Annotated in this window: 6 protein-coding genes; 3 read left to right on the top strand and 3 right to left on the bottom strand. The window is 71.5% G+C overall.

The window, feature by feature from the left end; all coding sequences use genetic code 11:
- The 3 genes from ACFRCG_RS28245 to ACFRCG_RS28235 are packed head-to-tail and all read right to left on the bottom strand — an operon-like array spanning nt 1 to nt 9,532.
- The gene (locus ACFRCG_RS28245) at nt 1–6,711 is read right to left on the bottom strand and encodes an SDR family NAD(P)-dependent oxidoreductase (protein ID WP_380036515.1); all 6,711 of its coding nucleotides are present in this window, start codon (nt 6,709–6,711) and stop codon (nt 1–3) included.
- Nucleotides 6,712–6,733: 22 nt separating this feature from the next.
- Nucleotides 6,734–8,320: a PfaD family polyunsaturated fatty acid/polyketide biosynthesis protein gene (locus ACFRCG_RS28240; protein WP_380036513.1), complete on the bottom strand. Its 1,587-nt coding sequence runs from the start codon at nt 8,318–8,320 to the stop codon at nt 6,734–6,736.
- A gap of 57 nt (nt 8,321–8,377) precedes the next feature.
- On the bottom strand, nt 8,378–9,532 hold the full coding sequence (locus ACFRCG_RS28235) for an SDR family oxidoreductase (protein WP_380036511.1): 1,155 nt from the start codon (nt 9,530–9,532) through the stop codon (nt 8,378–8,380).
- 406 nt (nt 9,533–9,938) lie between these two features.
- Between ACFRCG_RS28235 and ACFRCG_RS28230 the strand changes: the two genes are divergently transcribed.
- The 3 genes from ACFRCG_RS28230 to ACFRCG_RS28220 all read left to right on the top strand — a co-directional run bounded on the left by ACFRCG_RS28230 (nt 9,939) and on the right by ACFRCG_RS28220 (nt 14,286).
- Nucleotides 9,939–12,335 carry an MMPL family transporter gene (locus tag ACFRCG_RS28230; RefSeq protein ID WP_380036509.1) on the top strand — a complete coding sequence of 799 codons (2,397 nt, stop codon included), beginning with the start codon at nt 9,939–9,941 and terminating at the stop codon, nt 12,333–12,335.
- A 219-nt stretch (nt 12,336–12,554) separates the two neighbouring features.
- Nucleotides 12,555–13,349, top strand: a complete 795-nt coding sequence (locus tag ACFRCG_RS28225) for a thioesterase II family protein (RefSeq protein ID WP_380036507.1) — start codon at nt 12,555–12,557, stop codon at nt 13,347–13,349.
- A gap of 55 nt (nt 13,350–13,404) precedes the next feature.
- On the top strand, nt 13,405–14,286 hold the full coding sequence (locus ACFRCG_RS28220; protein ID WP_380036505.1) for an SDR family NAD(P)-dependent oxidoreductase: 882 nt from the start codon (nt 13,405–13,407) through the stop codon (nt 14,284–14,286).
- The last annotated feature ends 48 nt before the right edge of the window (nt 14,287–14,334 follow it).

Below are 14,334 nucleotides of genomic sequence, written 5' to 3'. Positions count from 1 at the left end.
TCACGCGTCCGTCGAGATCAGCGCGGGCCGGGTCGCCGTGGACAGGTCCGGACGGTAGATCATCTCCACGCCGCCGAGCACGGCCAAGACCCGTTCCACGCCGTCCTGTTCGACGGTGAGCCAGATGTCGCAGACCGCGTCGTCGGTGCCCTGCTTGACGCTGCGCACGGTGCACTTCACCGGTGTCGTCACGGCGCCGGTCGACACCACGCGCACCTCACGGATGCCCATCGGCAACGACTGCACGCTGGCCGAGGACAACACCCACAGGCAGGCCGCCTGGAGTGCGCCGTCCATCACGAGCGGGTCGGTCCGCCAGGTGTCCCGCGCCCAGCCGAGTCGCCGCGCCCCGATCAGGTCGCAGGTCGCCCCGGTGGAATTCAGCCCGGTGATCCTGTCGATGGCGTGGAAGCTCGGGCCGTGGAAGAGCATCGCTCCGTCGTAGACGGCGCTGCCCGGGTGTACCTCGAAGTTCTCGTCGACGGGCTCCGCCGCCGGGGCGGTCAGCTTCGCCGCCTCGCCCGGACCCGCGAGGGCCGAGTAGTGCAGCGCGCCGTCGAGGCTCTTGAGTTCCAGGCGCAGCGTGGTGTCGGGGTGGGTGCCGTCGGGACGCACGTGCACCCGCAGTCGGGTCTCCTCCGTCCCGAACCTCTCCAGCGCGATGGTGCGCAGTACGCGCAGGTCGCGGACCAGGAGGGAACCGTTGTCCGGCAGCGCGTCGCGCGCGGCGGCGGCGAACCATTCGAGGACCAGTGCCACGGGCACCACGGGGCGTCCCGCGATGCTGTGGTCGATCAGGTACGGGTGGGTGTCGGCGCCGACGACGATCTCGGTGACGCCCGGTTGGTCGGTCGGGTCGCCGGCGGGGGCGGAGGTGCCTGCGGCGATCGAGACGCAGGCCGGGCCGGGCTGTTCCAGTTCGGTCATGAACGCCTTGACGCCGGCGGCCTCTTCGAGGAGCGGGACGCCGAGTCGGCGGAAGTGCTCGGCGTGCGCCGGGGACACCATGCCGGCCGCCCACGGGCCCCAGGCGACGGCCTTGACCGCGGTCCCCGGGCGGTGCGTCGCCTCGGTCGCGGTGATCTGCTCCATGGCCTGGTTGGCCGCCGCGTAGTCGCACTGCCCGGCGGTGCCCAGTCGCGCGCTGACCGAGGAGAAGGCGCATACCAGGCGCACCGGGTCGTCGGCGGTCAGGTCGAGGAGGGTGCGGAATCCGCGCACCTTCGTGTCGTAGACGGTGGTGAACTGGGCTTCGGTCTTGGCCACGATGTTGCTGTCGGCGATCACGCCGGCGGCGTGGATGACCCCGGTGATCGGGCCCCAGTCGCGGCGTACCTCGGCCAGCGCCTCGGCGACGCGCTCGCGGTCGGTGGCGTCGGCGGTGACGTATCGGGTCTCCGCGCCGGCGACGGCCAGCTCGTCCAGGGTGCTGCGGATCTCGCGGGAGGCGAGCACGCGGCCGGAGGCGACGGCGAGTTCGGCCAGGGTCGGGGTCGCGCCGGTGTGCTCGTCGCGGCGGCTGCCCAGGATCTGGCGGATGGCGGTCTCGTCCGCGGCGCCGCGCAGTTCGTCGTCCTCGTCGACGGGGCGGGTCCGGCCCAGGAGCAGGAACTTCGGCCGGTGCGCGCGGGCCAGGGCGAACAGGCACGACGCGGTGATGCCGCGGGCCCCGCCGGTGACCACGACGACGGGCTCCGGCCCGAGGTCGAGCGGCCGGGGCGCGCCCATCGGCTCGGTGCTGCCGCGCAGCAGCGCGCGCGAACCATCGGCGGCCAGCGCGACGTCGGTGACGTCGTCGCCGCGCAGGAGTTCGGTGGCGATGGCCTGGGCGACGTCCTGCGGGGCGCGCCCGGCCCGGTCGATGTCGATCGTCTTGATCGAGGCGTGGGCCCATTCGTTCGCGGCGGTACGGGCGAGCGCGGCGATGCCCGCGCAACCCTCGCGACCGCGCACGCCGGAAGTGCCGAACGCGCCGCCGGTGTCCTGGACGACGACCAGTACGCCGCCTCGGCGGTCCATCGCGGAGGCGATGGTGCGCAGGGTCGTGAAGACCTCGCGGGTGGGTGCGTCCGGGTCCTGCTCGGGGTCGATCCCGCGCAGGCCGGCGAGGGAGATCACGGCGGTGGAGTCCTCGGTCACGCGGTCGGTGACGGAGGCTTTGATGCCTTCGCGGCGCAGGGTCTCGGCCAGGCATTCGGCGACGCCGGTGCCGTCGTCGGTGATCAGCAACGGTTGTTCACGCAGGCCCTTGAGGGCGGCGCCGTCGGCGGCCTCGACGGGTACGAGGGTGGTGCCGGTGCGCAGGACCGTGAACTGCGGTGCCTCGTGCTTGCTCTGCGCGGGAATCTGCTCCTGCGGACGAGCGGCGGGCGCGGCGGGGGCGGCGACGGGCGCCTGGGGCGGCGCCGGGGTGGTGTCGGGGGCGCGCATCGAGGTGATCTTCTCGGCGATCGCGGCGATGGTGCGCAACCGGGCCAGGTCGGCCGGATCCACGTCGGCCTCACCCGGGAAGTGGTCCCGCAATCGGGTCAGGATCTGCACCCGCTTGATCGAGTCCACACCCAGGTCCACCTCCAGATCCATGTCCGGCGTGAGCATCTCGACCGGATAGCCGGTCAATTCCGCCACGATCGCCAACGCCACATCCGCACCACTCTCCTGAACCGGAGCCGGAGCCGGAGCCGGCGCCGCGGCCGGAGCGGGAGCCGGCACCAGGGCCTGCGTCCGGGGCTGAGCCTGTGCGCCGACACCGCCGGGGGCGCGCATCGAGGTGATCTTCTCGGCGATCGCGGCGATGGTGCGCAACCGGGCCAGGTCGGCCGGATCCACGTCGGCCTCACCCGGGAAGTGGTCCCGCAATCGGGTCAGGATCTGCACCCGCTTGATCGAGTCCACACCCAGGTCCACCTCCAGATCCATCTCGGGCGTGAGCATCTCGACCGGATAGCCGGTCAATTCCGCCACGATCGCCAACGCCACATCCGCACCACTCTCCTGAACCGGAGCCGGCGCCGGAACGGCGGCCGGAGCCGGGGCGGGAGCGGCCGCGAGGGCCGGTGCCTGGGTCGGGGCCGGGATCTGCGCCATCGCGGGCGGAGCCTGGACCACACTCTGGTGCGCGACAGGCGCGACAGGCGCGACCGGAGCCGGAGCAACCGGCGCCGCCGGCACGGGCGGCCGGGCCTGGGTGACCGGGGCCGGCGCCTGGTACGCCGTCGGCATCGGCGGCGCGGGGCTGATCTCCAGGGCCGGCGGCCGGGCCTCCAACGCGCGCGGGCCCGGGGCGATGGGCGCCGGCATCTCGACCGGGGCGTGCGTCGGCGCGGCCGCGGGTCGCGGCTCGGCTCCGGGCCGCCAGGCCATCAGCGCGTCGAGCGAGGTCTTGGCCAGGTCCAGGTAGGAGGCGTGACTGGCCGAGGTGGTGCTCTGGTAGGCGCTGTGTGCGTCGCCCGCCTGGCGCTGGACCTCCAGGAACGCGTGCAGCCAGGCGCCGGAGGCGGTCACCGGCGACCAGGTGGACCCGGACGAGGTGACGTCGTGCGCCGTCGGTTCCGCGGCCGGCGGGTCGTAGCGCACCGGCACGGCGGGGGCCTGCTGTACCGGAACGGGTGCCGGCACATAGGCGGGCGCCGGTGCCGGCGCCGGTGCGGCGGCGGCGAACTGCGCGGGAGCCGCGGCGGCGACCGGAGCCGCAGGCACCGCCGCGGCCGGAGCCGCGACCGGCGGCGCCGCCTGCACCCGAGCCGGCGGAGCCGCCTGCGTGACGGCGAGCGGCGCCGGTGGCATCGGCCGCGCGGCGGCGGCCGGCGGCGCCGGGCTCGTCGTCGCGGCGGCCGGCGGGAACCCGGTGCCCGACTGGTGGACCACGGGCACGGCGGGGGTGCTCTCGCGGTGGCCCACATCGGGGTTGGGACCGGAGATGGGGATGGTCATACCCGTCCTTGTCAGCGATGGCGAAGGAGTGCTCGAGGTGAACGAGGCCCACAGCGGGGCGAAGTCCAGGGGGCGACCGGCGACGGCCAGCGCGCCCAGGACGCGGTGCAGTGCGGTGAGTCCGGATCCCCGGGTCTGGTCCGCGCTCAGCGCGAGGTGGGGCCGGTCCGCGAGGATCCTGCCGACCAGGCCGGTGAGTACGGTGCCCGGGCCGGCCTCGACGAACGTACGGACGCCGTCGTCGTGCATGGCCAGGATCATGTCGGCGAACCGCACGGAGGAGGTCACGTGATCGTGCAGCACGGTGCGAATCGCGGACGCCTCGCCGGGATACGGCCGGGCGTCGGCGTTGCCGTAGACGGCCATGCGCGGCGTCGCGAACTCGTACCGCTCCAGGGTGGGTCGCCACCCGGTGGTCGCGGACTGGAGCAGCGGGCTGTGGAAGGCGCAGGAGACGGCGAGCCGTTGGGCCCGGAGCCCCTGCTCCCGCGCGCGCTTCTCCACCTTGACGATCGCGGATTCCGCGCCCGAGACGACGTGCTGCGTCGGGGAGTTGTAGTTCGCGACCCAGGCTCGGCGGATGCCGCGGACCAGGTCGTCGGCCTCCTTCGCGGAGGCGGTGACGGCGAGCATCGCCCCCGACACCTTGCCCGCGTCGCGCAGGAGTTCGCCCCGGGCTCGGGCCAGGTCCATCAGGGTGTCGTCGTCGTAGACGCCGGCCGCGTGCAGCGCGGAGAGTTCGCCGAAGCTGTGCCCCGCCACGCAGTCGGGTTCGAAGCCGACCGCGCCCAGAATCTCCCGCATCGCCAACGCATGGGCGGCGAGCGCCGGTTGCGCGCATTCGGTGGCCTTGAGCCGGTCGGCCTGCGCGCGTTCGCCGGCCTTGTCCACGGCCGGCGGCGGGAAGACGAGGCGGTGCAGCGGGTGTCCGTCAATCTCGAAGCCGGCCAGCCGGTCCCACGCGGCGAGCGCGAGCGGCTGGTGCAGCACGACGTCCATGCCCATCTCGGGGTACTGGCTGCCCTGCCCCGGGAACAACAACGCGATCTTGTCGGTCGAGGCGGGACCGCACGCGTAGCGCACGCCGCCGGGCGTGTGGAAGGCCGCCCGAGCGTCGGCCGCGATCCGGCTGCGCGCGGCGGCCGCCTGGGCCCGGAGGTCGTCCTCGTCGCGAACGACCAGGCACAGCCGGTGCGTCGCCCCGGCGTCGAAGGCGAGTTGGGTGCGGCGCGCCAGGTCGGCCGGCGGCGCGGTGTCCGCGGCCAGCGCGTCCAGCGCGGTGACCAGCGCGGGGCCGGAATCGGCACTCAGCAGCAGCAGTTCGCTGGGCGCGCTGCGGGTGTACCGCTCGCCCGCCGGGGCGGTTTCCGCCGTGCGGTGCTCTTCGAGGGTGACGTGGAAGTTGGTTCCGCCGAACCCGAAGCTGGAGACCGAGGCCCGCCGCGGGTGGTCGGTGCCGCGGATCCAGGGCCGGGTCCTGGTGCTCAGGTAGAAGGGGCCCTTCTCCAACTCCAGGGAGGGATCGGTACGGTCGGCCTTGATCGTGGGCGGCAGGATCCGGTGGTGCAGGGCCAGGGCCGCCTTGGCCAGTCCGACGGCGCCGGCGGCGGTCCTGGTGTGGCCGATCTGCGACTTCACCGATCCGAGCGCGCAGCGCGCGATGTCGGCCGGGTCGCCCGTGCCGAACACCTCCTGCAGGGCCGTGACTTCGGCGGTGTCGCCGGCCTTGGTACCGGTGCCGTGCGCCTCGATCAGCTCCACCGTCGCGGGGCTGTAGCCCGCACTGGCGTAGGCCCGGTGCAGCGCGCGGACCTGCCCGGCGACGGCGGGGGCGTAGATCGAGGATCCGCGTCCGTCGGAGGAGGTGCCCACGCCGCGGATCACCGCGTAGATCCGGTCGCCGTCGCGTTCGGCGTCGGCCAGGCGCTTGAGCATGACCATGGCCACGGCCTCGCCCAGGAGGGTGCCGTCGGCGTCGGCGGAGAAGGGCCGGCACTCGCCCGACGGGGACAGCGCCGGGGTCTTGCTGAAGCAGGTGAACCCGAAGGCGTCGCACAGCGGGTCCACGCCACCGGTGATCATCATGTCGGCGCGGCCGAGGGTGAGTTCGTCGATGGCGGCGCTCATCGCGGACAGCGAGCTGGCGCAGGCCGCGTCGGTGGTGTAATTGCTGCCGTGCAGATCGAAGTGGCGGGCGACGCGGCCGGCGATGACGTTGGTGAGCATGCCGGGGAAGGAACTCTCCTTCCACACCGGATACGAGGCGGCGATGGCCTCGCACAGCTCGTCGGCCTTGGCCTCCGGCACGCCGCGTGCGAGCATGACCCGGCGCCAGGTGGGCCGCTGGGACCGGAAGGACATGCGAAAGGCCAGCTCGGTGGGGCTGGCTCCCAGGATGATGCCGGTGCGTTCTCGCATCGTCTCGGACGGGCCGTCGTCGCCGCAGGCGTCGCGCAGGACCCGTTCGGCCGCGACCAGGCTCAGCAGTTGTGCGGTGTCGGTGGCGTCGATCGTGGACGGTGGGGTGCCGAAGGCCAGCGGGTCGAACGCCACCGGCGACATGAACGCCCCACGCTTGCCGTAGGTCTTGTCGGGGGCGGTGGGGTCGCTCGAATAGTGATCGCTGATGAGCCAGTGGGTGTCCGGCACGTCTCGGATGAGGTCACGGGCGTGGACCACGTCGCGCCAGAACCCGCCGACGTCCGAGGAGCCGGGCAGCAGGGTGCTCAGGCCGACGACGGCGATGGGTGGTTGGGAGGGACGGGAACTCTCGGGCACGGGACTCCTTGCCATATGCGAGTCAGAGGAGTTCTTGAGCGTGGACGGTGAACGCCTGAGGGGGCAGGTCGACACCGTGGCTGCGCAGTTGCTGCGCGCGGGTGAGCACCGTCGCGCCTTCCATGAGATTGCGGGCGATCTGCACCACGGACAGGTTCGCGGGATCGGCGAGGAATCCGTGCCTGCGCCAGTCGTTGAAGGCGCCGACCGCGGGGCCGCACCAGATCTGGTAGTCCACGCTGCGGTCGGCGACCCCGGTGGTCGCCCAGGTGCTGGACATGCCCAGATACCAGCGGAACACCAGCGCCATGCGGTGTTTGCCGTCCACGGCCGCGCGGTCGGCCTGCGCGGGTTCCCGGGCGCGCCAGAACTCCTCGGTCTGGGCCCACACTTGCGCCACAGGCTGACGGAACATCTCCCGTTCGAGTCGGGCGATCCGGTCCGGCGGGATGTCCTCCAGCGACTCGTGGTCGCGGTACAGCCGGAAGAGCGTGGAGGCCCTCGCGGCGAACATCGTGCCGCGACTGAGGACCTGCACCTTCGAGCCCATCTCGAACATGTCCGCGGACGGCGCCATGGCCACGTCCATCGTGTCGGCGGCCTGGAGCATCGTGCGGGCCCGGTCGGAGGTGTCGGCCTCCAGGCTGAGCTGGTTGACCGATCCGGTCACCACGTACGCGGCGCCCATCGCGAAGGCGGCGGCGACGGCGTGCGGGGTGCCCAGGCCGCCGGCCGCGCCGATCCTGGTGCGCGGCGCGATGCCGTGTCGCTGGGCGACGGTGTCGCGCAGGGCCAGGATCTGCGGGAGCGCGGTGGACAGCGGCCTGCCGTCGGTGTGCCCGCCGCTGTCGGATTCCACGGTCAGGTCGTCGACCATCGGCACACGGGCGGCGAGGGCCACCTCGTCGGCGGTCAACAGGCCCTGGGCGAGCAGTTCGTGCAGCAGCTCGGGGGGTGCCGGTGCGAGGAACTGTTCGGCCACCTCGGGCCGTGAGACCTTGGCCATCATCATCCGGGGACGCACGATCCGGCCGTCGGCGCGCATCTGCAGGCCCGCCGCGCAGCAGTGCGCGAGGGCGCGGGTGACCTTGCTGAACGCCGAGACCGACACGCACCGCACGCCGTGTCGGATGGCGAGGGCGGCGACCTCGTCCTCCCACACGGGCGAGTGCGGGTTGTGGATGATGTTCACCCCCCACGGGGCGTGTTCGGGCAGCCTGTGGCGCAGTTCCTCGATCGCCCGGCGCACCGCGTCGATCGGCAGTCCGGCCGCTCCGAAGATGCCCAGCAGGTCGGCGCGCGCCATCGCCTCGACCATGGCGATGCCCGCGATGCCCTGCGCCATCTCACCGGCCACGTAGGGGAATCGCACGCCGTGGTCGGTGGTGAACGAACGATCCCCGAGCCATTCGGGATACAGCGGGGAGAGTGTGCCGACGACTTCGCAGCCGTCGACGGGCGCGTCACCCAGGACGGCGCCGGTCACGGAGTCGGACAGGCGTCGAACGATCGTGGCCACGCTCCGCGGTTGGCGAAGCACGGCCAGGAGACCGTCGGCGGTGGGATCCGACACGTCATGACGAGGTGATGCCTGCAGTCCGATGGTCATGAGCGGTTTCTCCTGTGGCCTTTCGGAAAGGGTGTCGGACTCGGGTTTCGTCGACCGTCAGAGAATCCCGTGCGTGCCGGCCAGGAGATAGGCCATGTCGACGGTCGTCCGGGAACAGGGTCCGCCCAGGACGCGGCGCGCGTTGCGGTCGTCGAAGACCCGCGTGTGCCGAAAGTACGCGGCGAACCCGGCGTAGCTGTGAAAGCGCTGCTCGGCCGGGGAGAGCCTTTCGGGCAGCTCGGGCCGGAGAACGATGCGGATCGGGGCAAATTTCTCGAAGAGTTCGATGAGCGTCGTGGCGGAGACGTCGTCCGGGTGGACGATGTGGTATGTCTCCGCGTCCGTGGACCGGTGTTCCGCGGCGATGCTCACGATGGCCTTCGCGGCGTCCTCGACGGGGAGGCAGTTCAGCCGCGCGTCGGCCTGTCCCTGCATGTGGATGACCGGCCGCAGACCTCGTGGAATGGAGAGTCCGGCGATGCCCCTTTCGATCGTCGACGCACGCAGCAGCGCGCTGATGGTCTGAAAGGGGTGCGCCGGGAGTCCCGGGGTCGGCGGCCGGTCGGTGAGGAGAATGCTGGGTCGCATGACCAGTGCCGGCATTCCCCTTTCCCGAGCCCATCGGCCGACCAGGGATTCGGCGTCGCACTTGGACCGCTCGTATTCGTTCTCGAAGCCGTAGGTGTCGATCAGGTCGGCTTCCGCGACGGTGCCCGAGCGTCGGGCGCCGGCCACGAACGCGGTGCTGACATGGCAGAACGGCGCGCCGTGCGGGCTCCTTGCGGCGATGTCGAGGAAGTTTTGCGTTCCGTTGACATTCACCGGCCGGATCGCCCGGGCACCGGTGTTGAGATCGATGTTTCCGGCACTGTGGAGGAACATGTCGGCGCGCCGCGCCAATTTTTCCACCCGGTCGTCGGGGAGGCCGAACAGGGGACGCTCGATTTCGATGTCCACTTCGTCGGCGCGGCGCCGAAATTTCCGAATGAAATCCGGTGTCTCGCCCAGTCGACCGAGGGCGTGCGAGATTCGGTCGATGGCGCCCGTACTGCTGCGGCGCGAGAGCAGCGTGACGGAGCAATTCCGATTCACGAGTTCACGAACGAGCCGCAGACCCAGGAAACCGGTGCCTCCGGTCAAAACAACCTGCACGGTCTCATTCCTCTTCTCGCGGAACCGATGGCCGGCTATTGCGACGTCGATACTATCCATGCGTGGGTGCTGGAAAAGTCCACGCTGCGGCGCGGGAAGTCAGATTCACCGGTATGGGCTAGTTCCGAGCCGGGGTGTCGATGGGCATATTTGTCCACTTGGTCGCCGATCGAGCACAGTCCGATTCTTATTACATACGATTTATTGCGGTGCGGCGGCCGTGGCCCGCAATAACGAGTTGTGGTCCGTATGCGCGGTACCCTCGCTTGCGGTGCGAACAATTCCTCCGAATATCCGTGGACGCGGCGGACCGTCGGCGACAGGATTCGCCCCTGCCCGGCCGCCCGACGCGACGGCGGCCCGGAGTTCGCCATGCCCACGCCCGAGCCCGGTTCCCCGCAGCCGAGCCCGGTTCACGGGCGTCCTCGCCCATCGCACAGACGACGTCGTCCTGGGAGGACACACAATGCTCGACACCATCCCGGTCCCACCTCCCGAACACGAGGCGCCGGACCCGCCCGGCGACCCGCTGGGCCGACTCGCCGGGCTGTGCGTACGGCACCGCCGCCCGCTCCTGGCCGGCGCGCTGATCGTCCTGCTCCTGGCCGCCGTCGTGGTCGCCGGCGCCAAGGACCGCTGGTCCAACGGCGGTTTCACCGCGACGGGGACCCCGGCCGCGGAGGCCGAGCGGGTCGCCGCCCGATACGGGGCCGACGCCGCGGACCTGGTGTTCTACCTGCGCGCCGACAAGCCGGTGGACGACGCCGAGGTCGCCGAGGCGGGCCGCCGGATCACCGCGCTGGTCGCGGGCCGACCGGGCGTGCACGCGGCGCAGTCCTACTGGACCACCGGCTCCCCCCTGTTGCGCTCGCGCGACGGCAAGGGCGCGCTGATCCGCGTCGACCTGGCCGGGAGCGAGCGCGACGGCGCGGTCGCCTCGCGCGCCCTGGTCCCCGCCGTGCGCAAGGCGGCGGCCGGTTTGCGGGTCGACGCCACCGGACCCGCGTGGTTGAACGCGCAGGCCACCGACGAGTCCGAACGCGACCTCGAGCGGGGGGAGTTGCTGGCGGCGCCACTGACCATGATCATCCTGTTGCTCGCGTTCGGATCGTTGACCGCGGCGGCGATCCCGCTCGCCGTCGGCGCGGTCTCCGTGGCCGGCGCCCTGGCCGTCCTGGCCACATTGACCCTCACGATGCCGATCACCGTGTTCGCGATCAACATCTGCGCGGCGCTGGGCTTCGCCCTGTCCGTCGACTACGCCCTGTTCATCGTGACCCGCTATCGCGAGGAACTCTCCCGGGGTGTCGAGTCGCGCCGGGCCGTCGTGCTGAGCATGGCCACCGCCGGGCGGGCCGTGCTGTTCTCCGCGGCGACGGTGGCGCTGTGTCTGTCCGCGCTGTTCGTCTTCCCGCTGGAACTGCTGCGCTCCTTGGCGTGGGCATCGATCCTGGTGGTGGGCATCTCGTCGCTGACGTCCCTGCTCGTACTGCCCGCGCTGCTGGCCGTGTTGGGGCCGCGCCTGGATCGACTGGACCCGTTCCGCCGCTTCCGGCGCGGGCGCGGACGGGTGGGCGGCGGCAGCCCCGCCTGGCGTCGCATCGCCACGCTCGCCACCGCCCGGCCGATCCTGTGCGGGGGCACCGCCGCGGCCCTCCTTCTGGTCCTTGCGCTGCCCTTCCTGCACGCGCGGTTCACCACCATCGACGAGAAGATCCTGCCGACGAGTTCCGAACCGCACCGCGCGGCGCGGCTGTTGCGCGGCGACTTCGTCGACCCGCCCGAGCGGATCATCCCGGTGATCCTGCCCCGGGCGAACGCGGCGACCGACGCCCCGGCGATCGACGCCTACGCCCGACGGTTGTCCGCGCTGCCCCATGTCGCGCACGTGATCGCCGACACCGGCGACTACCGCGCGGGACTTCCCGTCCGGACACCGGAGTTGCCGGCTTCGCAACCGGAAGAGCCCGCCGCCGACGGTACGACGAGCGTGATCGTCCGCCCGGCCGCGCCGCCGGAGCAGGCCCGCCCCGCCGTCGTGGGCAGCGTGCTGCGCGTGGTCGGCACGGACGACAGCCAGTCGCCGGACACCGTCGCGCTCGTACACCGGTTGCGCGCCCTGCCCGCCCCGCAGCCCCACCTGGTCGCGGGCAAGGCGGCCGAGTTGACCGACACCAAACACACCCTGCGCGAGGCGCTCCCCTACGGCGCCGCGATCATGCTGGTCGGCACCCTGGTCATGCTCTTCCTGTTCACCCGCAGCGTCCTGGTGCCGATCAAGGCGGTCGTGATGGGCCTGCTCAGCATGACCGCGAGCCTGGGCGCCATCGTCTACGTCTTCCAGGACGGTCATCTGCGGTGGCTGGTCGGCGACTTCACCACCGATGGCACGCTGGAGACCACGATGCCGCTGCTGACCCTGGCCGTCGCCTTCGGCATCTCCGTGGACTACGAGGTCTTCCTCCTCGCCCGCATCAAGGAGGAGTTCGTCCGCACCGGCGACAACACCCGGTCGATCGTCTTCGGGATCGAGCACACGGGTCGACTGTTCACCGCGGCGGCGCTGATCGTCGCCGCCACCATGGTCGCGCTGACCATGTCCCACGTCACCCTGCTCAAGACGGTCGGCGTCGGCCTCGCGGTCGCGGTCGTGGTCGACGCCACCGTCGTCCGCGGCGTCCTGGTACCGGCCCTGATGCGACTCACCGGCCGGGCCAACTGGTGGGCGCCGTCGTGGTCGTTGCCGCGGCGCCCCCGCGACACCGGCGCGAAGTTGCCCGATGCCCGCACCGAGGCCCGCCCCGAACTGGTCGGCCAGGCGGCCGACTCCGCCGCCGACGGAGTCGACCGACCCGCCGGTTGAACGCCCTCGCGGGTGCCGGGTCGAAACGGCAAATCGTCCGACCCACAAGGCTGTTCGGATATCACGTGCCGGAACTCGGGCCATTACCCGTTCGGGCGATCGTGTTTCCGGCCGGGCTCCCCCGAGGGCATAGAGTCTCCGCGATCGGCCGGCATTCGCCGAACGCAACCGACCCCCGCCTTTTCGCGTAGTTCGCGTAGGACGAATCGAGAATCGCCTGTGGAATCCATCTGCCGCCCGCTCGGCACTCGCTCTCCGCGTCCGGACCTGGTCACCTATACGCCCCGACCGCACGCGCCGGTACGGATGTTCACCATCCCCTATGCGGGCGCGGACGCGACGATGTTCGCGCCGTGGGTGGATTATCTGCCGGATTCGGTCGAGGTGACGGCCGTACGACTTCCCGGTCGCGGCGCACGTACGGGCGAGGTGTCACTCACCGATCCGGCGCAATTGAGCGCGATGGTCGCGGAGCTCGTGCTCGAATCCGACGACGGCCGGCCGTACGTCTTCTTCGGCCACAGCATTGGCGCGATGATCGCCTTCGACACCGTGCGCGAGCTGCGCCGATGTGGTCACCGGATGCCGTCGTTGCTGGCCCTGTCGGCCGTGCCGCCGCCGCAGGGCGGCGCGTTCGCGCGCGCGTGCCAGCCGATCCTGGTCTCGGACCAGCCCTGGCGGCAACTGGGACTGACCGACCTGCTGCCGCCCGAGGTGTTTCGCGACCAGGGCTCGATGGCGGCCTTCGGGCCGCCCATGATGGCCGACCTCCTGTTGGCCCTCCAGCACCGATATGTCCACGAGGCGCCGTTGGACTGTGTGTTGAGTGTCTTCGGCGCCCGTGACGACACCCTGGTCGCGGTGGAATCGCTGTCGAATTGGCAGGAACAAACGACGCGGCCCCTGCGACTGCGCACCTATCCCGGCGGCCATCTGTACGTGCACGAGGCATTGCCGAGTCTGCTGACCGACCTCTCCACCGATCTGCGCTCCACCGTCGGCGCCTTCTCCTGAATTTCGCAGCCGATGCCACCTCATCCACGTGCGGTCGAGTTTTTGGAGTGAACCCGTGATTCGAGACTACGCAGGACGCGTGTGCACGGTGACGGGAGCCGCCTCCGGAATCGGACAGGCACTCGCGTTCGCCCTCGCCGAACACGGCGCGCGGTTGGCCCTCGCCGACGTCGACGCGGAGGGCCTGGACACAACCGCCCGGCGGGCCCGGGAGTTGGGCGCGGAGCAGGTGCACGTCGACGTGGTCGACGTCGCGCGGCGCGAGCAGGTGCAGGACTGGGCGGATACCACCGCGGAGCGCTTCGGCCAGGTCAACCTGGTGATCAACAACGCCGGGGTGGCATTGACCGCGAGCGTCGACGAGATGGAGTGGGCCGACTTCGAATGGATCATGGGCGTCAACTTTTGGGGTGTGGCCCACGGCACGAAGTCCTTCCTCCCGCACCTGCGCCGCGCCGATCCGGCGCGCGGCGCCCATCTGGTCAACGTGTCCTCCTCGTTCGGGCTGTTCGGGATGCCCGAGCGCAGCGCCTACTCCGCGACCAAGTACGCCGTGCGCGGCTTCTCCGAGTCCGTACGCAACGAACTGCGCCGTGAGGGCAGCGCGGTCGGGGTGACCACCGCGTATCCCGGCGGGATCAGGACCTCCATCGTGCGCAACTCGCGGGCGGCGCGGGGTACCGACCGGGCCGAGGTCGTGGCGGTGCACGACTCGTTGTCCAAGACCTCGCCGGAGCACGCGGCGCGCGTGATCCTCGGCAGCGTCCGCAAGCGCCGTACCCGCGTGTGCATCGGCCTCGACGCGAAGGTCATGGACCTGGGCACCAGGCTGCTGGGCTCCGCGTTCGAACCGGTCGTACACGCCTCGATCGAACGGGCACGGGCGAAGGTCGTGCGCCAGGCGGCCCCGCGACCCCGACCCGGCGAAGTCGCATAAATCCACGGAAAAACACATTCGGCCTGCCCGATCCGATCGGATCGGGCA

The organism is Embleya sp. NPDC056575, from assembly GCF_042793325.1.
Lineage (GTDB): Bacteria > Actinomycetota > Actinomycetes > Streptomycetales > Streptomycetaceae > Embleya.
Note: the sequence above shows the minus strand (reverse complement) of the source record. Positions and strands in the feature narration are given on the sequence as shown.

Bases quoted from the DNA above. Each gene is read 5' to 3' on its own strand.
- ACFRCG_RS28240 (WP_380036513.1), bottom strand. From the start codon at position 8,320: ATGACCATCGGACTGCAGGCATCACCTCGTCATGACGTGTCGGATCCC.
- ACFRCG_RS28235 (WP_380036511.1), bottom strand. From the start codon at position 9,532: ATGGATAGTATCGACGTCGCAATAGCCGGCCATCGGTTCCGCGAGAAG.
- ACFRCG_RS28230 (WP_380036509.1), top strand. From the start codon at position 9,939: ATGCTCGACACCATCCCGGTCCCACCTCCCGAACACGAGGCGCCGGAC.